Source organism: Streptomyces sp. CY-1 (assembly GCF_047218265.1).
Lineage (GTDB): Bacteria > Actinomycetota > Actinomycetes > Streptomycetales > Streptomycetaceae > Streptomyces > Streptomyces niphimycinicus.
Window position 1 is genome coordinate 9,570,321 of the sequence record NZ_CP178393.1, and the last position, 26,984, is coordinate 9,597,304.

Consider the following 26,984-nt stretch of genomic DNA (forward strand, 5'->3'; position numbering starts at 1 on the left):
TACGACATCGACGAGGTGTTCCCGCCGGAAGGGGTGCGCGACGCCCGGTCGACTCAGCCGATGCCCGCATATGCGCCCGCCGCGGGAACCGTAAGGGAATCTGCTCCCGGCTTCCATAAGGCCGATGGCGGGGCGGGAGACACCGCCAGGGGCAAGGCCAAGGGCGAGGTAAAGGGCAAGGTCGGGGGAAAGCTCGGCGGGACCGGTCAGGGCGTCGACCTCGGCACCGAGATCACCGCCTCGCTGGTCGTCTTCCTCGTGGCCCTGCCCCTGTGTATCGGTGTCGCCGTCGCCTCCGGCACCCCGGCCGAACTCGGCATCATCTCCGGTGTCGTCGGCGGGCTGGTGGTCGGTATGACCCGGGGCAGCGCCCTCCAGGTCAGCGGCCCCGCCGCGGGGCTCACCGCACTCGTCGCGGAGACTGTGGAGGCCCATGGCATCGCCATGCTCGGCGTGATCGTGCTGATGTCCGGGCTGCTCCAGATCGGCCTGGGGATGATCCGGCTGGGCCGTATGTTCCAGGCCATCTCCATCGCCGTCGTCCAGGGCATGCTCGCCGGAATCGGGCTGCCGCTGATGTTCAGCCAGTCCTATCCGCTGGCCGATGCCGCCGCCCCCGGCACGGCCATCGAGAACATCCTCGGTTTCCCCGCACACGTCCTCGACACCTTCACCGACGCACAGACGGCGATCGCCGCGCTGCTCGGCATCGCCACGGTCGTCCTCAGCTTCGTCTGGAAGAAGGTGCCGGGGCCGGTCAGGAAGATCCCTGCCGCGCTGGTCGCCGTCGCCATCGGCATCCTGGTCGCCGCGCTGCCCGGCGTGGAGGTGAAGACCCTTCAGGTCGGCGATCTGCTGGCCTCCGTCCAGTTCCCCGGGCCGGAGCAGTTCGCGGGCCTGGCCGATCCCGCGGTGCTCACCGCCGTCTTCACCTTCACCGTCATCGCGTCGGCGGAGAGCCTGTTCACGGCCGCCGCCGTGGACCGGATGCACGACGGTCCGCGCACCCGCTACAACACCGAGCTGATCGCCCAGGGCGCGGGCAACACCGTCTGCGGCATCCTCGGCGCGCTGCCCATGACCGCCGTCGTCGCCCGTAGCTCGGCCAATGTGCAGGCCGGGGCCAAGACCCGGCTCTCCCGCACCCTGCACGGCCTGTGGCTGCTCGCCTTCGCGCTGCTGCTGCCGAGCGTCCTCGCCCTGATCCCGATCTCGGTGCTGGCGGGTGTGCTGGTGCACAGCGGCTGGAAGCTGCTCGCGCCCGAGCAGTTCCCGAAGATGTGGCGCCAGGACCGCGGCGAGTTCGTCGTGATGACCATCACCACGGGCGTGATCGTCGCCACCGCGCTGCTGGAGGGGGTGCTGGTCGGGCTCGCGGCCGGGATCGTCCTGGCGGCGCTGCGGATGTCGCAGACCTCCGTCGAGCACCGAGTGGAGGGCGACGCCGCCGAGCTGGTCATGACCGGCAACGCCACCTTCCTGCGGCTGCCCAAGGTCATCGACGCGCTGGAGGCCGTGGGGTCGGCCGGGACTCCGCGGATCCGGCTGGACCTGATGGGGGTGACCCATCTGGACCATGCGTGCCGCAGCCAGATCGAGGAGTTCGTGGCGCAGAAGCGGGCGTCGCAGACCGTACGCGTGGAACTGCTGCTGCCCGACCTCCCGGCGGCGAAGCAGAAGCAGAAGCCGAAGCGGAGGCCGCGGCCGGAGTCCTCGCCCGAATCGCGGCCCGAGTTCTCGCCCGAGTCCCGGTCCGAGTCCCGGTCCGAGTCCCGGTCCGGACTCCGGCGGCAGCCCGTGTCCCCGTCGTGGCCGCCGCCCCAGCCCCACGAGCGGGCGTACGAGCGGTCGTCGTCCGGTGCGCTGTACGACGCGTTCTACGCACCTTCCCGGCCGGGCCCGTCCGCCGAGTGGTACTACCTGGACACTCGCCCCTTCGAGGGACTCCAGGACTCCGAGGAAGCGCGGTGGAGGGACTACCACGGCTAGGCAGGGGCCAGGACATCGGCCGGGACACGGGCGGGAAATACGAGGTCCATGAGAGACCGGGCACCGACCGCGGCTAACGTGGTCGGTGCCCGCGCCGTGCGTACGTCGCGGGTGTGATGCTGGCCACTGGGGTGGAGGAAGGACAGAAGTGCAGGTCGGAGACCGCTTGTGAGATTGCTGCACACCTCCGACTGGCACCTCGGACGGTCCTTTCACCGGGTCAGCCTCCTTGCCGCGCAGCGGGAGTTCATCGACCACCTCGTCACCACCGTGCGCGAGCGGCACATCGACGCGGTGGTCGTCTCGGGTGATGTCTACGACCGGGCCGTGCCGCCGCTCGCCGCCGTCGAGCTGTTCGACGACGCCCTGCACCGGCTGGCGGACCTCGGCGTGCCCACGGTCATGATCTCCGGCAACCATGACTCGGCCCGCCGCCTCGGCGTCGGCGCCGGGCTGATCGACCGGGCCGGGATCCATCTGCGCACCGACCCCGCCGGATGCGCCACCCCCGTCGTCCTCTCCGATGACCACGGCGAGGTGGCCTTCTACGGTCTGCCGTATCTCGAACCCGGCCTGGTGCGCGAGGAGTTGGGCGCCTCCGCGGCCGGTCATACGGCGGTGCTTGGCGCCGCCATGGACCGGGTGCGCGCCGACCTCGCCACCCGGCCGTCCGGCACCCGCTCCGTCGTCCTCGCGCACGCCTTCGTCACCGGCGGCGCGGTCAGCGACAGCGAGCGGGACATCACGGTCGGCGGAGTCGCCTCCGTACCCGCCGATGTCTTCGACGGCGTCGAGTACGCCGCGCTCGGCCATCTCCACGGCTGCCAGACCATCACCGAGCGCATCCGCTACTCGGGCTCCCCGCTGGCGTACTCCTTCTCCGAGGCGGCCCACCGCAAGTCCATGTGGGTGGTGGAGCTGGGGGCGGCGGGCGAGGCCCCGTCGTGCGAACGGGTGGACTGCCCGGTGCCGCGCCCGCTGGCCCGGATCCGCGGCCCGATCGAGGAGTTGCTGGCCGACCCGGATCTCGACCGCCACGAGGAGGCGTGGGTCGAGGCCACGCTGACCGACGCGATGCGGCCGCATGAGCCGATGGCCCGGCTGGCGCGGCGCTTCCCCCATGTACTCACGCTGGTCTTCGACCCCGAGCGGCCCCCCGAGGATCCGCTCGCCTCGTACGCACAGCGGCTGCGCGGCCGCTCGGACCGGCAGATCGCCGAGGACTTCGTGGCCCATGTGCGGGGCGGGCGCGGCCCGGACGAGGCGGAGCGCGCGCTGCTCGGCGCTGCGCTGGAGGCCGTACGGAGCGAGGCGCACGAGGGCCTTGTGGCCGGTGAGGCGAACGGCGCCGCGGCGACCACGGCGGCGCGGGCCACGGCGGGGGAGGCGGCGCGATGAGGCTGCACCGGCTCGCCGTCACGGCCTTCGGCCCGTTCGGTGCCACCCAGGAGATCGACTTCGATGAGCTGTCCGCCGCCGGGCTCTTCCTGCTGCACGGGCCGACCGGCGCCGGTAAGACGTCCGTCCTGGACGCGGTCTGCTACGCGCTGTACGGCCAGGTGCCCGGCGCCCGCCAGGGCAACGGGCTCTCGCTGCGCAGCGACCACGCCCAACCGCTGACCCCGACCGAGGTCGTTCTCGAATTCACCGTCGGCGAGCGGCGCCTGGAGATCACCCGCCGCCCCGAGCAGCCGCGCCCCAAGAAGCGGGGCACGGGGATGACGCGGGAGAAGGCGCAGACCCTGCTGCGCGAGTACGCCCCGGCAGCGGCGCCCGCTTCGGCATCCGGCTCGGCCTCCGGGCCGGGGCAGTGGAAGGCACTCAGCCGCTCCCACCAGGAGATCGGCGAGGAGATGGGGCAGTTGCTCGGCATGAGCCGGGAGCAGTTCTGCCAGGTGGTGCTGTTGCCGCAGGGCGACTTCGCGCGCTTTCTGCGCGCGGACGAAATGGCGCGCGGCAAGCTGCTGGGCAAGCTGTTCGACACCGGCCGCTTCGCCGCCGTCGAGGAACGGCTGGCGGAGCTGCGGCGGGCGGCGGAGAAGCGGGTCGCGACGGGGGACGAGCGGCTGCTCGCGCTCGCCCACCGGATGGCGCAGGCGGCGGGCCGCACCACGGAACTCGACGGGCATCCGCTGCCCGAGATGACCCCCGGGGAACCGGGGCTCGCCGACGCCGTCCTGGAGTGGGCCGCCGTCGCCCGCACCGGCGCGCGCGAACGGCGGGACATCGCGCTCTCCGCCGTACGCGCCGCCGAGTCGGCCCACGACGCCGCCCAGCGGGCCGCCGACGCGACACGCGAACGGGCCGAGCTACAGCGCCGCCACACCGAGGCCCGCCGCCGGGCGGACGACCTCGAACGGCAGCGGCCCGACCACGACCGGCTGCGCGAGCTGCTGGAACGAGCCCGCGCGGCCGACGCGGTGGTTCCCGCACTCGACCTGCGCACCGCCGCCGCCCGCGACCACCACGCCGCCGAAGCCACCGAACGCCAGGCCCGCGCCCGGCTGACCGCCGAACCCGGCCTGGCGGCCACGGCCCTCGCGGCGACCCCGGACGTCCCCGGCCAACGCACACCTCCTGGCCGGGCCACTGCGCCCGCCGTGTCCCTGCCGCCGCAGATCCCCGCGTCCCCGGAAGAGGCCACCGCGTCCGCGGGGGCCGCCGCCGCTGTGGGTGCGGTGCCGGACGAGGATCCCGCGGCGGACGTGCGGGGCCGGGCGTCGCTCGGTGACGCTGGAGACTCGAAGCCGCCGCGGCCCACCGATGCGCAGTCGGTCAGGCGCGGGCGTACCGGAACGGGCGCGCTCGCCCGGGTGGGAGGCACCGCCGCGCAGGCAGGGGTGGCCCCGGGCACGCCGGACCAGGAGCCGCCCGCGGTGGCGGGAGCCCCGGGCATGCCGTCGCAGGTGCCGGAGGCTGTCTCCGCCGCGGAAGAAGGCGCGTCGGGTGGGCGCGCCACCGGTCGGGCCACGGCCTCCGAGAGCGGGGTGCCGGACGAGGGCCTCCCGGATGGGCAGGCAGGTGCCGGGGCGGCCGCGGCGGGCGGCGGGGGTGCCGTCCCGGACCCGGCGTCGTCCGGTGCGGCGGCTTCGAGCGTGCCGTCACAGGGGCCGGGCTCGGGTGAGCCCGGTGCGCGGGGACGCGCTGTGCCCCAGGCGGGGCCGTCCGACGGCGAAACCGCCGGCACGGAGGCGCGGGGCGCGTCGTTGCAGGCGTCAGGGCCCACGTCCCGGGGCGAGGGTGCGTCACACCCTGATGCGGCGGGTCGGTTCGCGAACTCGGCGAGTCGTGGCGGGACGGCTCCGGGCCCGGGCGGTGCGTACGGCGAGCGGGACCGGTGGGCCGGGGCGCGGGGCGTTGACGCCTCGGCGGTGCTCGGCGAGGCCGATGCCGAGTGGTTGGGGCGGGTTGAGCGGCGGGTGCGGGAGGAGCTTGGGGCGTTGGGGGCCGCGCGACGGGGGGAGGCGCGGGCGGAGGCCGTGGTCGGCGAGATCGGTGCGCTCGACCGGGAGGCCCGTGCCGACGACGAGACGATCGAGGAGGCCGCCGAGTGGCTCGCCGGGTGGGACGAGACCCACCGGGCGCATCAGCGGCGGGTCGAGGCCGCACAGGAGGCCGTCAACCGGGCCGAGCAGCTCGGCGGGCGGATCGAGCCCGCCGAGCGGCGCCTTGAGGCCGCCAGGCGGCGGGACCGGCTCGCCGGGCAGGAGCGGGCGGCGTGGGACGAGCTGTTGCGGGCGCGGGAAGAGGCCGCCGGCGCGCGGCAGAACTGGCTCGACCTCAAGGAGGCCCGGCTGCGCGGCATCGCCGCCGAGCTGGCGGCCGGGCTGCGCGCGGGAGAGCCCTGTGCGGTGTGCGGGGCGACCGAGCACCCCGGCCCGGCCCGGCCCGGGGCCGGGCATGTGGACCGTACGGCGGAGGAGACCGCGCTGGCGGACTACCAGCGCGCCGAGGAGGTCCGCGAGGAGGCCGAGCGCACCCGGAACGCACTCCGCGAGGCCCACGCGGGCGCGGAGGCCACGGCGGAGGGCGAGGACGCGGCCGAACTCGGCCGGGCCCTGGCCGGGTTGCGGGCCGGGTACGCCGAGGCCCGTGATGCGGCGGCCGACGGGCACGCCGCCCGCGCGGCCCTGGACCGGGCCGAGGGCGAGCACGCACGGCGTACGGCGCAGCGGCAGGAGGCCGAGCGGCGGACCGCCGCCCGCACCTCGCGCCGCGAAACCCTGGCCCGGGAGCGGGCCGCGCTGCTGGCGGAGCTGGAGCGGGCACGCGGTGCGGACGCCACCGTCGCCGAGCGCGCGGCGCGGCTCGAGCGGCAGGCGGGGCTGCTGGCCCGCGCCGCCGAGGCGGTGCGCGGTGCCGAGGCGGCCGCGAGCCGGTTGAAGGAGGCCGACGCCCGGCTCGCCGACGCCGCGTACCGGGCCGGGTTCGAGACTCCGGAGCAGGCCGCCGAGGCCGTGCTGCCCCCGGACCGGCAGCGCGAGGCGCGCCGCCGTCTCGACGCCTGGCAGACGGAGTCGGCGGCGGCCGCGGCCGAGCTGTCCGACGCCAGGGTGCTCGCCGCCGCGCAGGCGCCCCCGGCCGACCCCGCGGCGGCGCAGACGGCGGCCGACGCGGCCACCCGCGCGCTGCGCGAGGTCTCGGCCGCGGACGCCGCGGCCCGCACCCGCTGCGAGGACCTCGACGCGCTCTCCGCGCAGGCGGTCGCCGACGCCCGCCGGCTCGCCCCGCTGCGCGCGGAGCACGACCGGATCGCCCGCCTCGCCTCGCTCGCCGCGGGCACCTCCGCGGACAACGAGCGCAGGATGCGGCTGGAGGCGTATGTGCTGGCGGCCCGGCTGGAACAGGTCGCGGCGGCGGCGAGCGCGCGGCTGCGTCATATGTCCTCCGGGCGCTACACCCTGGTGCACTCCGACGCCCGCTCCGGCGGACGCGGCCGCTCCGGCCTCGGGCTGCATGTCATCGACGCCTGGACCGGCAGCGAACGCGACACCGCCACCCTCTCCGGCGGCGAGACCTTCTCCGCCTCGCTCGCCCTCGCGCTGGGCCTGGCGGACGTGGTCACCGACGAGGCGGGCGGGGTCCGTCTGGACACCCTCTTCATCGACGAGGGGTTCGGCAGCCTCGACGAGCAGACCCTGGACGAGGTCATGGACGTGCTCGACTCGCTGCGCGAGCGGGACCGTACGGTCGGCATCGTCAGCCATGTCGCCGATCTGCGCCGGCGGATCCCCGCCCAGTTGGAGGTCGTCAAGGGCCGCGAGGGCTCGGCCGTACGGCATCGGATGGCCGCCGCGCACTAGCGGGTGTCCGGCGGATCGTGACGCCTGCGGCGGGCTGCTTTTCCCCTCCCCGCCCCTTCCAACAACTGGGGCTCCGCCCCAGACCCCGGACCGGGGCTCCGCCCCAGACCCCGCTCCTCAAACTCCCCCAGCTACCGCTGGGAGGTGCCCCCTGGAGGGGCTGGAAGGTGCAGGGGCGAAGCCCCCGCGTGGTCCGACGGACAGCCTGTAGTGGGCGGGCCGCACCCGTACGGATGCGGCCCGCCCTCACCACAGGCGCGGAGGCGACACCGAGCTCAGAGCGCCGACAGCTCCTCCACCAGGTCGTCGAGCCCCAGCGAACCCTGCGACAGCGCCGCCATATGCCACTTCTTGGCGTCGAAGGCGTCGCCGTGCGCCTTACGGGCCGCCTCCCGCCCCGTCAGCCAGGCCCGCTCGCCCAGCTTGTAGCCGATGGCCTGGCCCGGAATGCCCAGATAGCGCACCAGCTCGCTGTCGAGGAACTCCGCCGGACGGCCGCAGTGCAGCCCGAAGAACTCACGCGCCAGCTCCGGAGTCCACCGCTCACCGGGATGGAAGGGCGAATCGGCGGGGATCTCCAGCTCCAGATGCATCCCGATGTCGACGATCACCCGCAGCGCCCGCATCATCTGCGCGTCCAGATAGCCCAGCCGCCGCTCCGGGTCCGACAGGAAGCCCAGCTCGTCCATGAGCCGCTCCGCGTACAGCGCCCAGCCCTCGGCGTTGGCGCTGACCATGCCGACCGTGGCCTGGTAGCGGGAGAGCTGGTCGGAGACGTGCGCCCACTGGGCGAGCTGTAGATGGTGGCCGGGGACGCCCTCGTGGTACCAGGTGGAGACCAGGTCGTAGACGGGGAAGCGGGTCTCGCCCATCGTGGGCAGCCAGGTCCGGCCGGGGCGGGAGAAGTCCACCGACGGCTGGGTGTAGTACGGCGCCGCCGCGCTGCCCGGCGGCGCGATCATCGACTCGACCCGCTTGACCCGCTCGGCCAGGTCGAAGTGGGTGCCGTTCAGCTTCTCGATGGCCTCGTCCATCAGCTCCTGAAGCCACACCCGCGTCTCCTCGACGCCCTCGATATGCGCACCGTGGGTGTCGAGGTGGCGCAGCGCCTCCCACGGGTTGGCGCCGGGCAGGATCTTCTCGGCCTCGGTGCGCATCTCGGCGTGGATACGGTGGAATTCCGCCCAGCCGTACGCATACGCCTCGTCCAGGTCGAGATCGGTGCCGTTCCACAGCCGGGCCCAGCGGCGGTAGCGCTCGCGCCCCACCACATCGGGGGCGCCCTCGATGGCCGGGGCGTAGGTCCCGCGCAGCCAGTCGCGCAGCTCGACCAGCGCGCCCGTCGCCGCGGCGGCGGCCTCGTCCAGCTCACCGCGCAGCGCGTCCGGCCCCTCGGCGGTGAAGTCGGCGAACCAGCCGCCGTCCGTGCCGATCCACTCCGTCAACTGATCGAGGACCGTGGCCACCTGCCGGGGACCGGCCGGCAGGCTCCGCCGCAGCCCCTCGGCGAGCGAGGCGCGGTATCCCTCCAGCGCGGCCGGTACGGCGCGCAGCCGGGCCGCGACGGCCGCCCAGTCCTCCTCGGTCTCGCTGGGCATCACGGTGAAGATGCCGCGCACCGAGTGCAGCGGGGAGCTCAGATTGCTGACCGCGCGCAGCCCCTCGTGGGCGTCGTGCACGGCGAGCTCGGCGGTCAGCCGCTCCCGCAGCAGCCGGGCGCAGCGCCGCTCGGCGTCGCTGTCCGCGCCGGGGCGCGCCTCGGCCTCGGCCAGCCGGGCCAGGGTGGTGCGGGAGAGGTCGGCGACGGCCTCGGCCCCGGCGGGGGAGAAGTCCGGGAGGCGCCGGGAGCTCTCGGGAACGCCCAGGTAGGTGCCGGTGATCGGGTCGAGTTCGATGAGGGCGTCGACATAGCTGTCGGCGACCTGACGGGGCAGCGGAGCGTTCTTGGTATCGGACATGCGGCCCATCCTCGTACGTTCCGGGGTGCGGCGTCAGCACCACGGGAGTGTGACGAGCGGGAACAGAGGTGTGCTACGAGATTGCTGAGCCGTCTCGGGCGGGCGGCAGCAGCGGGCCGCAGCTCCACTGCTGGAAGATCAGCCTGGTCTCGACCCGGGCCACCTCGCGGCGCGAGGTGAACTCGTCCAGCACCAGCCGCTGGAGATCGGCGGTGTCGGCCACCGCGACATGCACCAGATAGTCGTCCGGCCCGGCGAGGTGGAACAGCGCCCGGGACTCGGGCAGCGCCCGGATCCGCTCCACGAACGGGCCGACCAGCTCCCGGCGGTGGGGCCGCAACTGGACCGAGAGCAGGGCCTCGAGACCGCGTCCCAGCTTGGTGGGGTCCAGGCGGAGTTCATGGCCGAGGATCACGCCGGAGCGGCGCAGCCGGGTCACCCGGTCCAGACAGGTCGAGGGCGCCACGCCGACCTGGGCGGCCAGATCGCGGTAGGTGGTCCGGGCGTCGTTCTGGAGCAGCCGCAGAATCTGGAGGTCCACCGGATCGAGAGCGACGGTTTCGGCCATCGGCCGAACGTAGCACGGATATCGGCCGCGAGCGTCCGGTGGTTGTTCACCCTTCACCCATGGACATCAGGGAGAGCACGGAGAGCATGGGGACCGCGCCGGGCGCACCGGGCCCGCGCGACGGGACCGGACGGCACGCGTTCGCCACCGAGGCCGTCCACGCCGGGCGCGAGGACCTTCCGGCCATGGGACTGCACGCCGTACCCCTGGACCTGTCGACGACCTACCCCTCGTACGACAGCCGCCAGGAGGCCGCCAGGATCGACGCGTTCGCCGCCACCGGCGCCCGGCCGGACGGCCCGCCCGTCTACGCCCGCCTGGACAATCCCACCGTCGCCCGCTTCGAGACCGCCCTGGCCCGGCTGGAGGGCACCGAGAGCGCGGTCGCGTTCGCCAGCGGCATGGCGGCGCTCAGCGCGTGTCTGCTGGCGCGCGGGGCCCAGGGGCTGCGGCATGTGGTCGCGGTCCGCCCGCTGTACGGGTGCAGCGACCATCTGCTGGACGCCGGGCTGCTGGGCACCGAGGTCACCTGGGTGGATCCGGCCGGGATCGCGGAGGCGATACGCCCCGACACCGGCCTCGTCATGGTGGAGACCCCGGCCAATCCGACCCTCGCCGAAGTCGACCTGCGAGCCGTCGCCCACTCCTGCGGCACGGTCCCGCTGCTCGCGGACAACACCTTCGCCACACCGGTGCTTCAGCGCCCGGCCGAGCGGGGCGCGAGCGCGGTCCTGCACAGCGCCACCAAGTACCTCGGCGGACACGGCGATGTGATGGGCGGCGTGGTGGCCTGCGACGAGGAGTTCGCCCGGGCGCTGCGCCAGGTGCGGTTCGCCACCGGCGGGGTGCTGCATCCGCTCGCCGGATATCTGCTGCTGCGCGGACTGTCCACGCTGCCCGTACGGATGCGGGCCGCCTCGGCGACCGCGGCCGAGCTGGCCCGGCGGCTGGCCGCCGATCCCCGGGTGGCCCGCGTCCACTATCCGCGGATCGGCGGGGCGATGGTCGCCTTCGAGACCCACGGCGATCCGCATGCGGTGATCGCCGGGGTGCGGCTGATCACCCCGGCGGTCAGCCTGGGCAGTGTGGACACCCTCATCCAGCACCCGGCCTCCATCAGCCACCGCATCGTGGCCGAGGGGGACCGCCACTCCTCGGGGATCGGCGACCGGCTGCTGCGGATGTCGGTCGGGCTCGAGGACGTCGAGGATGTCTGGCGCGATCTGGACCAGGCGCTCGACGGCGGCCCGGCGGGGCGCGGCGCCCACCGGGCCAAGCGCGCGGCCTACGGCGATGTCCCGGCGGGTGTCGGCGCGAGTGCGGCCGGTCTCAGCGCGAGTGCGGCAGCGGGGGGACCGGTGCCGGTTCCGGTGCCGGGTCCAGGCGGGCGCTGATCACCAGCGTGCCCTGCTCGATCTGGTAGTCCAGCGGCAGTTCGAGGGAGCGCATCGCGGTCACCATGCCGGTATTGGCCGACTGGGTGACGGCGTACACGCTCTCGTAGCCGGTCTCGGCGGCCATCGCGACCAGCCGCCCCAGCAGTTGCCCGCCGACGCCGCGCCGCTGCCACTCGTCCTCGACGATCAGCGCGACCTCGGCCTCGTCCCCGTCCCACAGCAGATGGCCGAGGGCGACCAGCCGCCCGGAGGCGGTGTACGCGGCCAGGGTGCGGCCGAAGCGCGGGCTCAGCAGATGGGCCAGGTAGCGGTCGGCGTCGCCGACCGGGCCGTGGTAGCGCAGTGCGAGCGTCGCGGGGGAGCAGCGGGCGTGCATGTCGCGGGCCGCAGCCAGGTCGCCGCTGTCGGCACGGCGCACGGTGATGGCGTTGCCCTCGGGTAGCGTCAGCACATCGCCGTCGTGCGGGATCCGCGGGCCGAGCCGGGCGTCCAGCTCGACCAGCGCGCGGGCCCGGGCGAACTCGGTCGGGGTGAACGGCAGATACGGCCGCTCGATGACGATCGCGCCGCCGGACGGGTCGCGCAGCCGCATCACGGTCTCCTCCAGGACACCTTCGGCGGGCGGTGTGCTCTCCGGGGAGCGGCCGCTGAAGGACTTCGCGGGAACCGAGCGGATGGTGCAGCGGCCGAACAACTGGCGCAGGGCGAGCGGGAGTTCGGCGGCGTCCAGGGCGGTACGGGTGGCCAGGGTCAGCGCCCGGGTCGGCGCGTCCACCAGGTCGTGGGCGTCGGCCCGCTCGACCCAGGTGTCGCTGCCCCCGGCGGCCGCGACGGCGTCGGTCAGCTCGGCGGACGCCAGGACCTCGGGCGCGCGCAGCAGGAATTCGTCCACCGTGCCGTCCGTCAGCGGATGGGTTTGCAGGGCCAGGATGTCGACCCGGTGCCCGGCCAGTGCCGCGCACAGCGCGGCGAGGGCGCCCGGCTCGTCTCTTACGGTCGTGCGCATCCGCCACAGCGTGGTGGCCTCGGGGGCCGTGGTCTCCGGGGCGCCCGCGGCGTGGGCGCTGTGCGCGTCGGCCGCGGGCGAGGGTGAGCTGCCCGGGGGCGCGTGGTCCTGGCGCCGTGACCACCATGCGACCAGCTCGTGCCGCCAGCGGGGGCGGTGCCGGGAAGGGGGCTCGGGGGTCGCTCGAAATGTCATGCAAACACCCTCGCGCAAAGGTGTTGCGTGATCACGAACGGACTGTGACCTATGGGTTAAGGGCGCATCTGATAACAGAAGCTTATTTTGTCCGAAATCAAAAGGTTGAAGTCCGAGGTTCCGGCTGAAGGCCGCCACCGCTGAACGCCGTCACCGTTCGGCGACCGGATCCGCCCATCCGGCGCCCGCCCGGATCGCCCACACCGTGGACCTTCTCGGGGATGCCGCGCGGGGCACTTCCCCCGTGCGGACGCCCGGTTATTCACTGGGCGTTCGTAAGAGCGGCATCTTGCACCGATAACAAACACACCAGCACAGCAGTTCTACGAGCAACGGAGGGCACCATGGGGCGGGAATCCGGCAGAGGGATCGGACGGCGCACGGTACTGACGGGATCGGCGGCCGCGTCGGCGGCGCTCGCGGTGCCCGCCGTGGCATCGGCCGCATCGGCCGCATCGGCCACGTCCGGCACGTCCGGGGCGCCCGCTCAGGCGCTGTCGGGGCGGCCAAGCGCCCAGTGGGGCGTCCAGGTGGGCGATGTGACGACGTCTTCGGGGCTGGTGTGGGTCCGCTCGGACCGTCCGGCCCGCATGATCGTGGAGACGTCCGCGACCGAGTCCTTCGCGCGGGCCAAGCGGTGGCCGGGCCCGCTGGTCGGCCCCGGCACCGACTTCACCGGCCGCACCGCACTGCACGGCCTGCCCGCCGGGAGCCAGGTGCACTACCGGGTGCTGCTGGCCGACCCGGAGGACCCGCGCCGCACCAGTGAGGCGGTCCACGGCACGTTCCGCACGGTTCCCGAGCGCCGTAAGGACGTGCGCTTCGTCTGGTCGGGCGATCTGGCCGGGCAGGGCTGGGGCATCAACCCGGACCACGGCGGCTACCGCATCTTCGAGGAGATGCGCCGCCGCGAGCCGGACTTCTTCCTGTGCAGCGGCGACAACATCTACGCCGACGGCCCGATGACCGAGACCGTCAAGCTGCCCGACGGTTCCACCTGGCGCAATCTCATCACCCCGGAGAAGACCAAGGTCGCCGAGACGCTCGACGAGTACCGCGGCAACTTCCGCTACAACCTCCTCGACGCCGCGCTGCGCCGCTTCCACGCCGAGGTGCCGACCATCACCCAGTGGGACGACCACGAGGTGCTCAACAACTGGTACCCGGGCGAGATCCTGGTCGACGACCGCTACACCGAGAAGAACGTCGACGTGCTGGCCGCCCGCGCGCGGCAGGCGTTCGCCGAGTACTTCCCGATCAGCACGCTGCGGCCGGACGCGAGCGGCCGGGTCTACCGGGTCCAGCACCACGGCCCGCTGCTGGACGTCTTCGTGCTGGACTGCCGCACCTACCGCGACCCCAACTCGCCGAACCGCCAGCCGAAGGACGCCCAGGGCATCCTCGGCGCCGAGCAGTTGGCGTGGCTCAAGCGCGAGCTGTCGCGGTCGCGCGCGGTGTGGAAGGTCATCGCCTGCGATATGCCGCTGGGTCTGGTGGTCCCGGACGGGAACACCGACTTCGAGGCCGTCGCGCAGGGCGACCCGGGCGCACCGCTCGGCCGGGAGCTCCAGATGGCCGATCTGCTCCGGCACATCAAGCACCGGAAGATCACCGGCACGGTGTGGCTGACGGCGGACGTCCACTACACCTCGGCGCAGCACTACGACCCCTCGCGGGCGGCGTTCAAGGACTTCGCGCCGTTCTGGGAGTTCGTCTCCGGCCCGCTGAACGCGGGTGCCTTCCCCTCGGTGAAGCTGGACGGCACGTTCGGCCCCGAGCAGCCCTACGTCAAGGCGCCGACCGTGGCGAACGTCTCGCCCGCCGAGGGCTTCCAGTTCTACGGCGAGGTGGACATCGACGGCGACAGCGCCGAGATGACGGTCCGGCTGCGCGAGGACGGCGGCAAGGTGCTCTTCACCAAGGTTCTCCGTCCGGGGCTGGTCGGCCAGTAGCCGTATGCGGCGCGGTGCGCGGCCCGGTGCGGAACACCCACGGGGCCGCGCACCGGGCGGCGCGCGGGAACAGCGGGAGATCCGGGGTGCCGGGCGGAAGGCCGGTCGTCAGCGGCTGCCGTCCAGGATGACGCGGGCGACCAGCGCGGGGTCGTCGTTCATGGGCACATGGCCGCAGCCGGGGAGGCGGACCAGCCGGGCGCCGGGGATGACCCGCTTGGCGCGGACGCCCTGGCGGCGCGGCAGCACCCGGTCGCGCGAGCCCCAGGCGATGGTGACCGGGACATCCGGGATGTCATGCGTGAACATCTCGGAGTCTCCGGCGGCCAGCATGGCGTCGAAGCCGACCGCCTCACGCATCGCCCGCGTCTCGGCGACCACCGCGGCCGGGGAACGCCGCGCGGGCCGGGCGTAGATGGCGCCGGTCAGCGCGGCCCGTCCGGCCGCGCCGCGGGCCAGCCAGGCGACCAGCGGCGGCGGCAGCACCCGCGCGCCGGCCCGCATCGCGGACAGCACGCCGAAGGCGTAGCGGCGCTCGGCCTCGTTCCAGAACTGGGCCGGGGACAGCGCGGTGACGGACCGTACGAGGCCGAGGCGGCCCAGCTCCAGCGCGAACAGCCCGCCGAGCGAGTTCCCGGCCACGTCGGGGCGTTTGACGCCAAGGGCTTCGAAGAGCGCGCCGAGCACGGGGATGACGCCGTCGAGGTCGTAGGGGATGCCGTCCGGCAGCGCGTCCGACGCCCCGAAGCCGGGCAGATCCACGGCGATCACCTCGCGGTCGACCGCGAGGATGTCCAGCACCGGCTCCCACGCCTGCCAGTGGTGGCCGATGCCGTGCAGCAGTACCAACGGCCCCCCCGCGCCGCGCCGTTCGAGGACGACCCGGGCGGTGCGGGGGCCGCCGGGGGAGGCGACGGCAAAGGAGAGGGACGCGGGCATGGGATGGCTCCTCGCGATCGGCGTTCGGGCAGGCGCGCATGCGGCGTATGAGACAGCATGTCAGCAAGAGTTACCGGAAGGTAGTCCCAGTGGCCGGATCAACGGCGCGGCGCCGACCGTGAACGAGTGCGCGATGCGCGCGGCCGGCCGGGCGCCGCTACCGGGATTCATTCGCAGTGCATCGGGCTTCAGCCCGGTGGTGAAGCGAATCTGAGGGTGGCGACGCGGAGCGTCGCCGCATCTGGTCCGGCGGAGCCGGGCAGGGCTCACACCGGTCGGTTCTGCTGCTCGATGTACTGCCTGACCGCGGAGAGCGGGGCGCCGCCGACGGTCCCGGCGAAGTAGGAGCCCGACCACAGCTTGTTGGCCCGCCAGTAGTGGCGCACCAGGTCTGGGAACTCCTGACGCAGGTGGCGTGAGGAGACGCCCTTGAGAGAGTTGACGAGCTTTGCGACGGCGACCTTGGGGGGAAGTTCACCAGCAGGTGGACATGGTTGGCCTCGCCGTTGAACTCCACCAGCTCGCACTCGAAGTCCGCGCAGACCGACCGCATGGTCTCCTCCATCCGCACCAGGTGATCGTCCGTGAACACGTTGTGCCGGAACTATGCAAAAGGCCAAGTGCACGTGTATACGAAAGTACAGTGCTGACCAGTTCTGATCTCCTGCATCTCTCCCATAGCCCAAGTGGGTACGGTGCCTCTCGTGCGGCTTCGGTACAGCTTTCGCCTGTACCCGGATCACGCCCAACGCGGCGCGTTGGCACGGGCATTCGGGTGCGCCCGCGTCGTGTTCAACGACGCTGTGCGCGCCCGTGAGGACGCCAGGGCGGCGGGAGGCCCGTTCCCGAAAGCCGGGGAGCTGTCCACGCGTCTGATCACCCAGGCCAAACAGACCGGGGCCCGCTCCTGGCTGGGCGAGGTCTCCGCGGTCGTGCTCCAGCAGTCCCTGCGCGATGCTGAGACGGCCTACAAGAACTTCTTCGCCTCCCTCAAGGGCGAGCGCAAGGGGCCCGGACTGGGGGCGCCGAGGTTGAAGTCCCGCAAGGATGCCCGGCAGTCGATCCGGTTCACCGCCAACGCCCGCTGGTCGGTCACCGGCAGCGGGCGACTGAGCCTGCCGAAGATCGGGGCCGTCAAGGTGAAGTGGTCACGCACCCTGCCCACCACCCCCACCTCCGTCACCGTGATCAAGGACGCGGCCGGGAGGTACTTCGCCTCCTTCGGCATTGACACCGACCCGGCTGCCGACGCTGCCCGGATGCCCGACAGTGACCAGACCGTCGGCATCGACCTGGGGCTGACGCACTTCGCGGTCCTCGATGACGGTACGAAGATCGACTCTCCGCGGTTTTTGCGCCGCGCGGAGAAGAAGGAGAAGAAGCTGAAGAGGGCCCAGCGGGAGCTGTCCCGCAAACAGAAAGGATCCAGGAACCGGGAGAAGGCCCGTCAGAAGGTCGCCCGCGCGCATGCCCACGTCGCCGACGCGCGCCGTGAATTTCACCACCAGCTTTCCACGAAGCTGATCCGCGAGAACCAAGCCATCGGCGTGGAGGACCTGGCGGTGAACGCACTGGCACGCACCAGACTGGCCAAGAGTGCACACGATGCGGGCTGGTCACAGTTCGTGGCCATGCTCGTCTACAAGGCCGACCGGTACGGACGCACCCTGATCAAGATCGGCAGGTTCGTGCCGACCAGTCAGACCTGCTCGTACTGCGGCCACGTGGACGGACCCAAACCCCTCCACATCCGGGAATGGACCTGCCCCGCTTGCGGAGCCCTCCTCGACCGGGACATCAACTCGGCACGCAACGTGAAAAAGGCCGCCGGACTGGCGGTATCGGCCTGTGGAGCGCCGACAAGACCAGAACCCGTTCTGGCACAGCGCAACGAAGCAGGAAGCCACGGATTCCCTCCCGAAGCCTGTGCCGCGTAGCGGCACAGCAACGAGAGAGAAGGCCAGAATCCTCGGGCTTCAGCCCGAGGAGCAAGTCAAAGCCCGCCCGCGACCCGCAGCACCGCGCCCGTCGTGTACGACGCCTCCGGCGACAGCAGCCACGCCACCGCGCCCGCGATCTCCTCAGGCTCGCCCGGGCGCCCCATCGGCACCCGCCCCTGGACGCGCCACGGCCGCTCGGGGTCGCCCATCCGCGCGTGGATGTCGGTCAGCGTCATCCCGGGCTGGACGGAGTTGACCCGGATCCCCTCCGCCGCCAACTCCTTCGACAGTCCGACGGTCATCGTGTCGACCGCCGCCTTGCTGGCCGCGTAGTGCACATACTCCCCGGGGCTGCCGGTCGTCGCCGCGCCCGAGGAGATATTGACGATGGCGCCGCCCTGCCCGCCGTGGCGCGTGGACATCTCGCGCGCCGCGCGCCGGGCGCACAGCAGGGCCCCGGTCACATTGACGTCCACGACGCGCCGCATCACCTCGGGTGAGGTCTCGGTGAAACGGCCCAACGGCCCGGTGATCCCCGCGTTGTTGACCAGGCCGGTGATCGGGCCCAGCTCCTCCCGCACCCGGTCGAACATCGCCTCGACCTGATCCGCGTCACTGGTGTCGGCCTGGACGACCACCGACCGCACACCCTCCGCGCGCACCGCCGCCGCCCACCGCTCGGCCGCGTCCTCGGCGTTCTCATAGCCGATGGCGACGCTGTGCCCGGCACGGGCGAGCCGCACCGCCACCGCCGCTCCGATCCCGCGACTGCCCCCGGTGACCACCGTGACCTGGTCCATGCCCATCCGCTAGCTCAGCTCCCGCCCCGTTACGCATTTCGTTCCGACGGTCACCGACGATAACCGGTCAAAGGATTGGTCTTGACCAAGTTCGCACGCCGCCTTATGGTCACATTGATACTGCAACAACCTTTAATAAAGAAGCGCGCATAACTGTGAAGGCGCGCACGTCTGTCGGCCGTCGGAATCAAGGGGGACAGCGTGGGGACCACGCAGCTTGAATCGGTGCCTGAGCCCAAGTACTGGCATCTGAAGACCGTGCTCAGCGACGCGCTCGACTCCGAGTTCGCGGTCGGGGAGATCCTGCCCAACGAGCGTGAGCTGGCAGCCCGCTTCGGCGTCGCCCGCGCCACCCTCCGACAGGCCCTCGAGCAGCTCGAGCTGGAGGGCAGGCTCCAGCGCCGCCGCGGCGTCGGCACCACCGTCGCCCCGCCCCGCGTCGGTGTGGCCGTCGGGGACTACGCCCACGGCTGGACCGACACCTCCGGCGAGGACACCTGGCAGACCGTGGACAGCACCGAGGCCGTGCCGCCCGCCGAGGTCGCCCGGCTCCTGGAGCTCGACCCCGACACCCCGGTCCACCGGGTGCGCCGCACCCGGATGTCCCACGGCCAGCCGCTCGCCGCCGAGCTGCTGTACGTACCGGCCGGCTCCGTCCCCGGCCTCGCCGCCATCGACACCCCCAGCGGGCTGGCCCGCGCCCGCGCGGTGCTGCGCGAGCTGCGCCGGCTGGAGCTGGAGGGCCGTGAGCAGACCGTGGAGCTGGGCTCGGCCCGCGCGGACGACGCCAAGGAGCTCGACCGGCTGCCCGGCGCCCCCGTCCTCCTCGTGACCACCCGCTATGTGGCCGAGGGCCGCACCGCGGCCGTCGCCGTGGCCACCTACCGGGCCGACACCTGCCGGCTCACCTTCGGCGACCCGGCGGGCGAGGAGCTGCTGGCGGGCTGATCCGGGCCCGCTCCCTGTCGACGCCCGCTCTGTGCCGTGGGCCCGCCCCGCGTCGTCGGCGCGTACGCACTCCGCGGCCCGAACCCGAAACGTCCCGGCCCGTCCCAGCCCGCCCCGCGTCCCGCGTCAGCGGCTCGCGCGGCGGGTCGTCACCGTGCTGTCGACCGCGAAGAGCTCCTGCTCCACATGGTCGAGGGCCAGCCGCAGTGCCCCCGTGGTCACCGCCGCCTCGCCCAGCAGCGAGAGCGTGACCTCCGGGGCCCGCAGGCAGTAGCGGGACAGCTCATCGCGCAGCGGGGCCAGCACCCCGTCCAGCCCGGCGGCCCAGCCGCCGACCACGACGACCTCGGGGTCCAGCGCCAGCACCAGGGCCGCCGTGTCGTGCACCAGCCTGCGGACGAAGCGGTCCACGGCCGCGGTGGCCCGTACGTCGCCGTCGCGGGCCAGCGCGAAGACATGCGCGACCTGCGCCTCGTCCAGCGGGCTCAGCGGCTCCCCGGTCGTGGAGAGCACCTCCTCCGGGGCGGCCTCGCGGCCCAGCAGATGCAGCGCCCCGATCTCCCCGGCGGCGCCGCCGAAGCCGCGGTGCAGCCGACCGCCGATCAACGACCCGGCCCCCGGGCTCAACCCGGCCAGCACGAAGACCACATCGTCCGAGCCGACCGCCGCGCCCTTCCAGTGCTCGGCCACCGCCGCCGTGTTCGCGTCGTTCTCCACCAGCACCGGACAGCGGAAGGACCGCCGCAGCCGCTCGCCCAGGGGCAGCCCGGTCCAGCCGGGGAGCGCCGTGCACAGATGGACGGTGCCGTCGGCCTCGACGATGCCGGGGCTGCCCACCCCGACCGCGCGCAGCGAGAACCGGGCCACCCCCGCACGCCGCAGCAGATCCGCCACGGCGGTGCGCACCCGCTCCAGCCGCTCGTCCGCCGACGCCTTCTCCGAGACCTCGCGCACGATCGAGCCGAGCGCGCGTCCATCGAGGTCCGACAGGAGCGCGGCGACCCGGTGCGCCCCTATCTCTATGCCCAGCAGATGCCCGGCCTCGGCCCGGAAGCGGAAGCGGCGCGCGGGGCGGCCCTGGCGGCGGACGCCGCCCTCCTCGGCGGGCACCTCGACCACCAGACCGCTGTCGGCCAGCCCGTCGATCACGCCCTCGACGGTGGGCCGGGACAGCCCGGTCACCCGCGTGAGATCGGTCAGGCTCGCGCTACCGGCACAGCCGCCCGCGTCGTCCGGGCCATCGCCGGTGGCCGTGCCGGACGCGGTCGCCGCGCGCAACGCGTGCAGTACCACGGCGGAGTTGATGCGTCGCAGCAGAGACGGATCCCCGCCGGTGAGCCGCCCCAACGTCGGCCTCCCTCCCAGTGCGTATCTGCCGGATCGTATCCGCTGGACGGGGAGGCGGCGAGTGTCTCCTCCCACCCGGACCGCCCGGTCACCGAGATGGTCATCTGACGGGCGGCCAGATGTCCGACCCGCACGGTTTACTGACATCATGACCAGTACGGCGGACCACGTGGCCACGATCGAGCAGTTGCGCGCGCGGGACTTCCCCGCGCAGCGGGCCGCCGACGGGCGGGTGGCGAGCGGCCCCGGCTTCCATGTCGCCGACCTCCGCGTCAGCGAGGAATTCTGGGACGCCGATCTGACCCGGGTCGAGGAAGTGCTGGAGGAGTTCGAGGCCGAGCTGAGCGTGCTGGTCCAGGTGCTGACCTTACGGTGGGGCGCCCCCGATGTCCTCGATCTCACCGACTCCCTGGAGCGCTCGGCGATGGGCGAGCCCGTTCCGCCCCCGCTGGACACCCTGTGCGGCTATGTGCCCGAGCTGAGCATCTGGCGCCTCGACGGCCGCTGGGTCGGGCTGGGCGTGGGGCAGGGCGACCGCGAGCTGCCGTTCCAGTTGCTGGTGGCGATAGGGGAGGAGGGCACGATATGACGCCCCTCCGTCCCGTCTCGGCGTCCGGCTAGCCGTCCGCCTCGGCGGCGGTGCGCAGGCGGCCGTACTCCTCCGCCATCGTCGTCAGTGTCCAGTGCGCGTTGAGCCCGCTGGGATTCGGCAGGGCCCAGATGCGGGTGTCGCCTATCGTGCGCGTCTGCGGGCCGATCTTCGCCTTCTTGTCGCCGAACGCGACCCGGTAGGCGGTGACCCCCGCCACCGCCAGCCAGCGCGGCCGCAGCCGGAGCACCTTCTCCTCCAGGATCCGGCCGCCCTCCCGGTACTCCTGGTCGCTCAGCTCATCGGCCCGCGCACTGGCGCGCGCCACCACATTGGTGATGCCCAGGCCGTAGCGCACCAGCTCCGACTGCTCGGACGGGTGCAACTGCCGCGGGGTGAAGCCCGAAGCGTGCAGCGTGGGCCAGAAGCGGTTGCCGGGGCGGGCGAAGTGGTGGCCGGTGGCGGCCGTCATCAGCCCGGGGTTGATACCGCAGAAGAGGACCCGCAGGCCGTCCGCGACCACATCGGGGACGAGGCGGTCGCGGGCGGCCTCCAGTTCGGCGGGGGTCATCGCGGGCGTCAGAGGATCGAGCCGGGGGTGTAGGCGGCGGCCGCCGGGCGCTCCTTGACGATCTCCTCGATCCGGGCGACCACCGCGCCGACCTGGTTCGCGGCCGCGCCCGTGAAGGAGAGCTTGTCGTCCATCAGCGCGTCGAGACCGGCCCGGTCCAGCGGGATGCGCTCATCGGCGGCGAGCGAGTCGAGCAGCTCATTGCGCTCCGCGCCCTGCTCGCGCATGGCCAGCGCCGCCGCCACCGCGTTCTCCTTGATGGCCTCATGGGCGACCTCGCGGCCCACCCCGGCCCGGACGGCACCCATCAGCACCTTCGTCGTGGCCAGGAAGGGCAGGTAGCGGTCAAGCTCACGGGCGATCACGGCGGGGAAGGCGCCGAACTCGTCGAGCACGGTCAGGAAGGTCTCCAGCAGCCCGTCGAAGGCGAAGAACGCGTCCGGCAGCGCGACCCGGCGCACCACCGAGCAGGAGACATCGCCCTCGTTCCACTGGTCGCCCGCCAGCTCCCCGGTCATCGAGGCGTAGCCGCGCAGGATCACGGCGAGGCCGTTGACGCGCTCGCAGGAGCGGGTGTTCATCTTGTGCGGCATCGCGGACGAGCCGACCTGGCCGGGCTTGAAGCCCTCGGTCACCAGCTCATGTCCGGCCATCAGCCGGATGGTCTTGGCCAGCGAGGACGGGGCGGCGGCAAGCTGCACCAGCGCGGTGACCACGTCGTAGTCCAGCGAGCGCGGATAGACCTGGCCGACGGAGGTGAACGCCTGCGCGAAGCCGAGGTGGGCGGCGACCCGCCGCTCCAGCTCGGCCAGCTTCTCCGCGTCGCCACCGAGCAGGTCCAGCATGTCCTGCGCGGTGCCGACCGGGCCCTTGACGCCCCGCAGCGGATAGCGGCCCAGCAGGTCCTCCAGCCGCCCGTACGCCACCAGCAGCTCGTCCGCCGCGGTGGCGAACCGCTTGCCGAGCGTGGTGGCCTGCGCCGCCACATTGTGCGACCGGCCGGCCATCACCAGCTCGGCGTGCTCGGCGGCCAGCTTGCCGAGCCGGGCCAGCACCGCGACCGTACGGTCCCGTACCAGCTCCAGGGAGAGCCGGATCTGGAGCTGTTCCACGTTCTCGGTGAGGTCTCGGGAGGTCATGCCCTTGTGGACGTGCTCATGGCCGGCGAGGGCGTTGAACTCCTCGATCCGGGCCTTCACATCGTGGCGGGTGACCTTCTCGCGCTCGGCGATCGAGGCCAGGTCGACGGTCTCCAGGACCCGCTCGTAGTCGGCGAGGGCGGCGTCCGGCACTTCGATTCCCAGGTCCTTCTGGGCGCGCAGCACGGCGAGCCACAGCCGCCGCTCGAGCGTCACCTTGTACTCGGGGGACCACAGGACGGCCAGCTCCGCGGAGGCGTAGCGGTTGGCCAGGACGTTCGGAATGCGCGGCTTACCAGTCACGTGCACAGAGTCTACTGGCCGTCCTCGCAGGCCAGACCGGTGGCCGAGGGACGCCTCCGCAGGGCCCGGGGCGCGGGCGGCGCACCGGTCCCGCGAATGGAGCTACGGATCAGCTACGGATCGCTGAGGATCAGTCCTCGTACGGCAGCAGTTCGGCGCGCTTGGGGGCGCGGCCGTCGCCCGAGGAGCGGCCGGTCAGCCGCCTGCCGATCCATGGCCCGAGGTGCTGGCGGGCGAACCGCACATCCGAGGTGCGGCGGGCTATCCAGCCGACGGGCACCGGGGGCGGCAGGGGCGCGTTCCAGTCGGACTCCGGCTCATGGCCCAGCGCCTGCCAGATGGCCTCGGCGACCCGCCGGTGCCCCTCGGCGTTCAGATGCAGCCGGTCCTCGTCCCACATCCGGGGGTCCCCTACGGCCTGGGAGGCGAACAGGTCCACGACGGTCGCGTCATGGCGTGCGCCCAGCTCGTCGATGACCGAGAACAGCCGCTCCATCCGTGGCTGGAACCGCTCGAACACCGGCCCGCGCCGCCCCGGGCTGCGCATCAGCACCAGCCGCTTGCAGGTGGGCGCCAGCCGCTCGACGGCCTCCTCCAGCAGGGCGCACACCCGGCCCACATCGCATTTGGGCCGCAGCACATCGTTCAGCCCGCCGACCAGGGTCACCAGATCGGCGCCCATGGCCGCCGCCGGGCCCGTCTGCTCCTCGACGATCTGCCCGATCAGCTTGCCGCGGACCGCGAGGTTGGCGTATCGGAAGCCGGGGCTGTGGGCCGCGAGCCGCCCGGCGAGCAGATCCGCCCAGCCTCGGTAGGTGCCGTCCGGGAGCCGGTCCGACATGCCCTCGGTGAAGGAGTCGCCGACCGCGACAAAGCTGCTGTAGGTGATGTTCGTCTGCATGGCGCAGGCGATCCTATCCCGGTGTGCGGGCTGCGTTGACCGCCGACCGCGAGCATGATGAGCCGCATGGCGATGACCCACATCTACTTCGAGGGCGGGGCGCGGAACGGGACGACCGCCAGTTGGAATGTGGAGCCCGGCGCGGACATCTACGACGACAACATCTTCCGGCCACCGGAGCTGTACCGGCGGACGAACCGCACCAAGGTCATCGGCCGGATCGAATACGTGATCTTCCGCTACGACCCGATGGGCACCCGGCCCGGCACCGGCCCGGGCAGCGCCCCCGGCCCCCGCCGCTGAGCCTCGTGCGACCGTCCGGGCGATGCCCTCCGGTTGGCCCGCTTGGACCGCGCGGGGTTCCGCGTGCCGTGTGGCGGGGCAGTCTGGTCGACGTGGATGCCTTCGAATGCGACCGCACGACCATGGCCATCGTCGCCGCCGCGCTCGCCGACGACGGGGAGGGCGCCGCCGCCCTTCTGGAGCCGCTCGAGATGCGCGACGCGTGCCGGGTCGCGGTGCGGCTCGCCGCGATGGCCGCCCATGCGCTGGTGGCGGTGGCCGAGGAGGGCGGCGGCGGACGGGAGGAGGCGCTGGCCCACTGGCAGGAGTGCATCATCGCCCATGAGTCCAGACGCACCGAGGAGTGACCGGACGCGACGGGGAGCGACCGGACGCGACGGGGAGCGACCGGACGCGACGGGGAATGACCGGACGCGACGGGGAATGACAGCGCGCGCCCGCATACGTGATCAAGCGACCAGCTCGCGCAGCACGTCCTCCATCGTCACCAGCCCCTCCAGCCGTCCGTCCGCGGCGATGACCGCCGCAAGGTGGGTGCTGCTGTCGCGCATCGCGGTGAGCACGTCGTCCAGCGGTGTATGCGACCGCACCCGGGGGATCGGGCGTAGCTGATCGGGGCGGAACGGCACATCCCGGGGCCGTGCGTCCAGCGCGTCCTTCACATGCAGATAGCCCAGGATCCGCCCGGAGTCGTCGACCACCGGGAACCGTGAGAAACCGGTCCGCGCCGCCAGCTCTTCCAGCTCCTCGGGGGTCACCCCGAGCTGCGCCTTGACCACCTGATCCATGGGCAGGACGACATCCCGCACCCGTCGCCTGCCCAGCTCCAGCGCGTCCCGCAGCCGCTCGGTGGACCGGTCGTCCAGCAGTCCGGCCTCGCTGGAGTCCGAGACCATCCGGGCCAGCTCGGCATCGGAGAAGGTCGCCGCGACCTCGCCCTTGGGCTCCACGCGCATCAGCTTCAGCACCCCGTTCGCCAGGGAGTTCACGCCGAAGATCACCGGCCGCAGGGTGCGGGCGAGGGCCACCAGGGGCGGGCCGAGCAGCAGCACGGTGCGCACCGGCTCGGCCAGCGCCACGTTCTTCGGCACCATCTCGCCGAACAGCATGTGCAGATAGGTGGCCACGGTCAGCGCGATCACGAACGAGACCGGATGCACCAGACCCAGCGGCAGCCCCACCACATGGAAGAACGGCTCCAGCAGATGCGCGATGGCCGGTTCCGCCACGGCGCCCAGCACCAGTGTGCACAGCGTGATCCCGAGCTGGGCCGCGGCCAGCAGCGCGGAGAGGTGCTCCAGGGCCCACAGCACGGACCGCGCCCGCCGGTCGCCCTGCTGGGCATGCGGATCGATCTGGCTGCGGCGCACCGAGATCAGGGCGAACTCCGCGCCCACGAAGAAGGCGTTGAGGACCAGCGTCAGCAGGCCGATCAGGAGCTGGAGGACGGTCATCGGCCCGTCGCCCCCTCGGCACCGGGCACGCCGCCGTCGCCATCGCTCCCGGTCCCGCGCAGCGGCGACCGCAGCCGGACCCGGGCCGCCCGGTGGCTCGTCACCTTGCGCACCTCCACGGACCAGCCCTCCAGCTCGACGGTGTCGCCGACGGCGGGGATCCGGCCCAGCTCGGTGGCGATCAGCCCGGCCAGGGTGTCGTACGGGCCCGGCGGCACCCGCAGCCCGATGCGCTTGAGCTGATCCATGCGGGCCGCGCCGTCCGCGTCGTACAGCGTATGGCCCTCCGCGTCCCGGCCCATCGGCATCAGATGGGGGGTCTCCTGCGGATCGTGCTCGTCGCGGACCTCGCCGACCACCTCCTCGACGATGTCCTCCAGCGTGACGACCCCGGCCGTACCGCCGTACTCGTCGATGACCACGGCCATGCTGCGCTGCGCCGAGAGCCGGTCCAGCAGCCGGTCCACGGTGAGTGACTCCGGGACGAACAGCGCCTCGCGCATCAGATCGGAGACCGGGCGGCGGGGCCGCTCCTCGGCGGGGACCGCCAGGACGTCCTTGATGTGGACGAGGCCGGTCACCGTGTCCAGGCTGCTCTGGTAGACGGGGAAGCGGGACAGCCCGGTGGCGCGGGTGGCGTTGGCGACGTCCTCGGCGGTGGCCCGTATGTCCAGCGCCACCACCCGCACTCTCGGGGTCATCACGTTCTGCGCGGTGAGCTCGGCGAGGTTCAGGGTGCGGACGAACAGTTCGGCGGTGTTCTTCTCCAGCGCGCCCTCCTTGGCGGAGTGGCGGGCGAGGGCGATCAGCTCCTGCGGGCCGCGCGCGGAGGCCAGCTCCTCGGCGGGCTCCAGGCCCATCCGGCGCACGGTGCGGTTGGCGGTGTTGTTGAGATGGCTGATCAGCGGGCGGAAGACGGAGCTGAAGACGCGCTGCGGGGTGGCCACGGCCTTGGCGACCGGCAGCGGCCGGGAGATGGCCCAGTTCTTGGGCACCAGCTCGCCCACGACCATCAGCACGACGGTCGACAGAAAGGTGCCGAGCACCAGCGCGGCCGAGTGTACGGCCGACTGGGGTACGCCGATCGCGGTGAGCGGCCCGGCCAGCAGGGCCGCGACGGACGGCTCGGCCAGCATGCCGACGACCAGATTGGTCACGGTGATGCCGAGCTGCGCGCCGGAGAGCTGGTAGGTGAGGCTCCGCACGGCCTTCAGCGCCCCGGCCGCACCGCGCTCCCCGCGTTCGGCCGCCCGTTCCAGCTCGCTGCGCTCGACCGTGGTCAGCGAGAACTCCGCCGCGACGAAGGCGCCGCAGGTCACCGCCAGGAGGAGGGCCACGGCCAGGAGGAGGACTTCGGTCATCGGTTCACCTCCGTCCCATGA

Annotated in this window: 21 protein-coding genes and 1 pseudogene; 10 read left to right on the plus strand and 12 right to left on the minus strand. The window is 72.9% G+C overall.

All coding sequences use genetic code 11. From position 1 onward, the window contains the following. Positions 1-60: 60 nt before the first annotated feature. From ACK1X7_RS41220 to ACK1X7_RS41230, 3 genes are all read left to right on the plus strand, one after another. The gene (locus ACK1X7_RS41220) at positions 61-1,989 is read left to right on the plus strand and encodes a SulP family inorganic anion transporter (RefSeq protein WP_413116467.1); all 1,929 of its coding nucleotides are present in this window, start codon (positions 61-63) and stop codon (positions 1,987-1,989) included. Positions 1,990-2,157: 168 nt separating this feature from the next. Next, positions 2,158-3,387, plus strand: a complete 1,230-nt coding sequence (locus ACK1X7_RS41225; RefSeq protein ID WP_413116468.1) for an exonuclease SbcCD subunit D — start codon at positions 2,158-2,160, stop codon at positions 3,385-3,387. Further along, positions 3,384-7,292, plus strand: a complete 3,909-nt coding sequence (locus ACK1X7_RS41230) for an AAA family ATPase (protein WP_413116469.1) — start codon at positions 3,384-3,386, stop codon at positions 7,290-7,292. The genes ACK1X7_RS41225 and ACK1X7_RS41230 overlap by 4 nt, the downstream gene beginning before the upstream one ends. Before the next feature lie 275 nt (positions 7,293-7,567). Here the strand turns inward: ACK1X7_RS41230 and ACK1X7_RS41235 are convergent, their stop codons facing one another. Continuing rightward, complete coding sequence (locus ACK1X7_RS41235) at positions 7,568-9,250, minus strand: DUF885 domain-containing protein (protein WP_385139551.1); 1,683 nt, start codon at positions 9,248-9,250, stop codon at positions 7,568-7,570. A 73-nt stretch (positions 9,251-9,323) separates the two neighbouring features. Beyond that, a complete protein-coding gene (locus ACK1X7_RS41240; RefSeq protein WP_216347392.1) occupies positions 9,324-9,818 on the minus strand; it encodes an Lrp/AsnC family transcriptional regulator in 495 nt (164 codons plus the stop codon). A gap of 86 nt (positions 9,819-9,904) precedes the next feature. Between ACK1X7_RS41240 and ACK1X7_RS41245 the strand changes: the two genes are divergently transcribed. Further along, positions 9,905-11,212 (plus strand): trans-sulfuration enzyme family protein, encoded by a 1,308-nt coding sequence (locus ACK1X7_RS41245; RefSeq protein WP_385139666.1) that lies wholly within the window; start codon positions 9,905-9,907, stop codon positions 11,210-11,212. Here the strand turns inward: ACK1X7_RS41245 and ACK1X7_RS41250 are convergent. Further along, a complete protein-coding gene (locus tag ACK1X7_RS41250; protein ID WP_390794058.1) occupies positions 11,148-12,416 on the minus strand; it encodes a GNAT family N-acetyltransferase in 1,269 nt (422 codons plus the stop codon). The genes ACK1X7_RS41245 and ACK1X7_RS41250 overlap by 65 nt on opposite strands. 344 nt (positions 12,417-12,760) lie before the next feature. Here ACK1X7_RS41250 and ACK1X7_RS41255 point away from each other — a divergent pair, with 344 nt between their 5' ends. Next, positions 12,761-14,368 (plus strand): alkaline phosphatase D family protein, encoded by a 1,608-nt coding sequence (locus ACK1X7_RS41255; RefSeq protein WP_390794059.1) that lies wholly within the window; start codon positions 12,761-12,763, stop codon positions 14,366-14,368. 108 nt (positions 14,369-14,476) lie between these two features. Here ACK1X7_RS41255 and ACK1X7_RS41260 read toward each other — a convergent pair whose 3' ends face one another. Continuing rightward, positions 14,477-15,307, minus strand: coding sequence for an alpha/beta fold hydrolase (locus ACK1X7_RS41260; protein WP_413116470.1), 831 nt, complete (start codon positions 15,305-15,307; stop codon positions 14,477-14,479). A gap of 266 nt (positions 15,308-15,573) precedes the next feature. After that, a pseudogene (gene tnpA, locus ACK1X7_RS41265) lies at positions 15,574-15,986 on the minus strand (IS200/IS605 family transposase). Positions 15,987-16,011: 25 nt separating this feature from the next. Here tnpA and ACK1X7_RS41270 point away from each other — a divergent pair. Then, positions 16,012-17,244 carry an RNA-guided endonuclease InsQ/TnpB family protein gene (locus ACK1X7_RS41270; protein ID WP_413116471.1) on the plus strand — a complete coding sequence of 411 codons (1,233 nt, stop codon included), beginning with the start codon at positions 16,012-16,014 and terminating at the stop codon, positions 17,242-17,244. 56 nt (positions 17,245-17,300) lie between these two features. Here the strand turns inward: ACK1X7_RS41270 and ACK1X7_RS41275 are convergent, their stop codons facing one another. Continuing rightward, on the minus strand, positions 17,301-18,047 hold the full coding sequence (locus tag ACK1X7_RS41275) for an SDR family oxidoreductase (protein ID WP_385139562.1): 747 nt from the start codon (positions 18,045-18,047) through the stop codon (positions 17,301-17,303). 201 nt (positions 18,048-18,248) lie between these two features. Here ACK1X7_RS41275 and ACK1X7_RS41280 point away from each other — a divergent pair, with 201 nt between their 5' ends. Continuing rightward, positions 18,249-18,995: a GntR family transcriptional regulator gene (locus tag ACK1X7_RS41280; protein ID WP_385139565.1), complete on the plus strand. Its 747-nt coding sequence runs from the start codon at positions 18,249-18,251 to the stop codon at positions 18,993-18,995. A gap of 126 nt (positions 18,996-19,121) precedes the next feature. On the opposite strand, the gene ACK1X7_RS41285 is transcribed toward ACK1X7_RS41280, so the two are convergent. Next, the gene (locus ACK1X7_RS41285; protein ID WP_385139568.1) at positions 19,122-20,342 is read right to left on the minus strand and encodes an ROK family protein; all 1,221 of its coding nucleotides are present in this window, start codon (positions 20,340-20,342) and stop codon (positions 19,122-19,124) included. A 148-nt stretch (positions 20,343-20,490) separates the two neighbouring features. On the opposite strand from ACK1X7_RS41285, the gene ACK1X7_RS41290 reads away from it, so the two are divergent. Next, a complete protein-coding gene (locus ACK1X7_RS41290) occupies positions 20,491-20,931 on the plus strand; it encodes a hypothetical protein (RefSeq protein WP_137968614.1) in 441 nt (146 codons plus the stop codon). A 28-nt stretch (positions 20,932-20,959) separates the two neighbouring features. Here the strand turns inward: ACK1X7_RS41290 and mug are convergent, their stop codons facing one another. The 3 genes from mug to ACK1X7_RS41305 form a co-directional block, all read right to left on the minus strand. Continuing rightward, a complete protein-coding gene (gene mug, locus ACK1X7_RS41295; RefSeq protein ID WP_385139573.1) occupies positions 20,960-21,502 on the minus strand; it encodes a G/U mismatch-specific DNA glycosylase in 543 nt (180 codons plus the stop codon). 8 nt (positions 21,503-21,510) lie between these two features. After that, positions 21,511-22,944 carry an adenylosuccinate lyase gene (gene purB, locus ACK1X7_RS41300; protein ID WP_385139576.1) on the minus strand — a complete coding sequence of 478 codons (1,434 nt, stop codon included), beginning with the start codon at positions 22,942-22,944 and terminating at the stop codon, positions 21,511-21,513. A 130-nt stretch (positions 22,945-23,074) separates the two neighbouring features. After that, entirely contained in the window at positions 23,075-23,845 is a 771-nt protein-coding gene (locus tag ACK1X7_RS41305) for an SGNH/GDSL hydrolase family protein (protein ID WP_216344468.1), read from the minus strand. Positions 23,846-23,911: 66 nt separating this feature from the next. Here ACK1X7_RS41305 and ACK1X7_RS41310 point away from each other — a divergent pair, with 66 nt between their 5' ends. Beyond that, complete coding sequence (locus tag ACK1X7_RS41310) at positions 23,912-24,148, plus strand: hypothetical protein (RefSeq protein ID WP_361502984.1); 237 nt, start codon at positions 23,912-23,914, stop codon at positions 24,146-24,148. Positions 24,149-24,270: 122 nt separating this feature from the next. Then, positions 24,271-24,495, plus strand: coding sequence for a hypothetical protein (locus ACK1X7_RS41315; RefSeq protein WP_014056689.1), 225 nt, complete (start codon positions 24,271-24,273; stop codon positions 24,493-24,495). A 102-nt stretch (positions 24,496-24,597) separates the two neighbouring features. On the opposite strand, the gene ACK1X7_RS41320 is transcribed toward ACK1X7_RS41315, so the two are convergent. Together ACK1X7_RS41320 and ACK1X7_RS41325 are read right to left on the minus strand one after the other, a co-directional pair. Next, positions 24,598-25,602: a hemolysin family protein gene (locus tag ACK1X7_RS41320; RefSeq protein ID WP_385153138.1), complete on the minus strand. Its 1,005-nt coding sequence runs from the start codon at positions 25,600-25,602 to the stop codon at positions 24,598-24,600. Next, positions 25,599-26,963, minus strand: coding sequence for a hemolysin family protein (locus tag ACK1X7_RS41325; RefSeq protein WP_413116472.1), 1,365 nt, complete (start codon positions 26,961-26,963; stop codon positions 25,599-25,601). Before ACK1X7_RS41325 ends, ACK1X7_RS41320 begins: the two co-directional genes overlap by 4 nt. Positions 26,964-26,984: the final 21 nt, after the last annotated feature.

What these genes read in the sequence shown, in the direction of transcription:
- ACK1X7_RS41220 (WP_413116467.1), top strand. Translation starts at nt 61, where the DNA reads ATGCCCGCATATGCGCCCGCCGCGGGAACCGTAAGGGAATCTGCTCCC.
- ACK1X7_RS41230 (WP_413116469.1), top strand. Translation starts at nt 3,384, where the DNA reads ATGAGGCTGCACCGGCTCGCCGTCACGGCCTTCGGCCCGTTCGGTGCC.
- ACK1X7_RS41235 (WP_385139551.1), bottom strand. Translation starts at nt 9,250, where the DNA reads ATGTCCGATACCAAGAACGCTCCGCTGCCCCGTCAGGTCGCCGACAGC.
- ACK1X7_RS41240 (WP_216347392.1), bottom strand. Translation starts at nt 9,818, where the DNA reads ATGGCCGAAACCGTCGCTCTCGATCCGGTGGACCTCCAGATTCTGCGG.
- ACK1X7_RS41245 (WP_385139666.1), top strand. Translation starts at nt 9,905, where the DNA reads ATGGGGACCGCGCCGGGCGCACCGGGCCCGCGCGACGGGACCGGACGG.
- ACK1X7_RS41250 (WP_390794058.1), bottom strand. Translation starts at nt 12,416, where the DNA reads ATGACATTTCGAGCGACCCCCGAGCCCCCTTCCCGGCACCGCCCCCGC.
- ACK1X7_RS41255 (WP_390794059.1), top strand. Translation starts at nt 12,761, where the DNA reads ATGGGGCGGGAATCCGGCAGAGGGATCGGACGGCGCACGGTACTGACG.
- ACK1X7_RS41260 (WP_413116470.1), bottom strand. Translation starts at nt 15,307, where the DNA reads ATGCCCGCGTCCCTCTCCTTTGCCGTCGCCTCCCCCGGCGGCCCCCGC.
- ACK1X7_RS41275 (WP_385139562.1), bottom strand. Translation starts at nt 18,047, where the DNA reads ATGGACCAGGTCACGGTGGTCACCGGGGGCAGTCGCGGGATCGGAGCG.
- ACK1X7_RS41290 (WP_137968614.1), top strand. Translation starts at nt 20,491, where the DNA reads ATGACCAGTACGGCGGACCACGTGGCCACGATCGAGCAGTTGCGCGCG.
- mug (WP_385139573.1), bottom strand. Translation starts at nt 21,502, where the DNA reads ATGACCCCCGCCGAACTGGAGGCCGCCCGCGACCGCCTCGTCCCCGAT.
- ACK1X7_RS41305 (WP_216344468.1), bottom strand. Translation starts at nt 23,845, where the DNA reads ATGCAGACGAACATCACCTACAGCAGCTTTGTCGCGGTCGGCGACTCC.
- ACK1X7_RS41310 (WP_361502984.1), top strand. Translation starts at nt 23,912, where the DNA reads ATGGCGATGACCCACATCTACTTCGAGGGCGGGGCGCGGAACGGGACG.
- ACK1X7_RS41315 (WP_014056689.1), top strand. Translation starts at nt 24,271, where the DNA reads ATGGCCATCGTCGCCGCCGCGCTCGCCGACGACGGGGAGGGCGCCGCC.
- ACK1X7_RS41320 (WP_385153138.1), bottom strand. Translation starts at nt 25,602, where the DNA reads ATGACCGTCCTCCAGCTCCTGATCGGCCTGCTGACGCTGGTCCTCAAC.
- ACK1X7_RS41325 (WP_413116472.1), bottom strand. Translation starts at nt 26,963, where the DNA reads ATGACCGAAGTCCTCCTCCTGGCCGTGGCCCTCCTCCTGGCGGTGACC.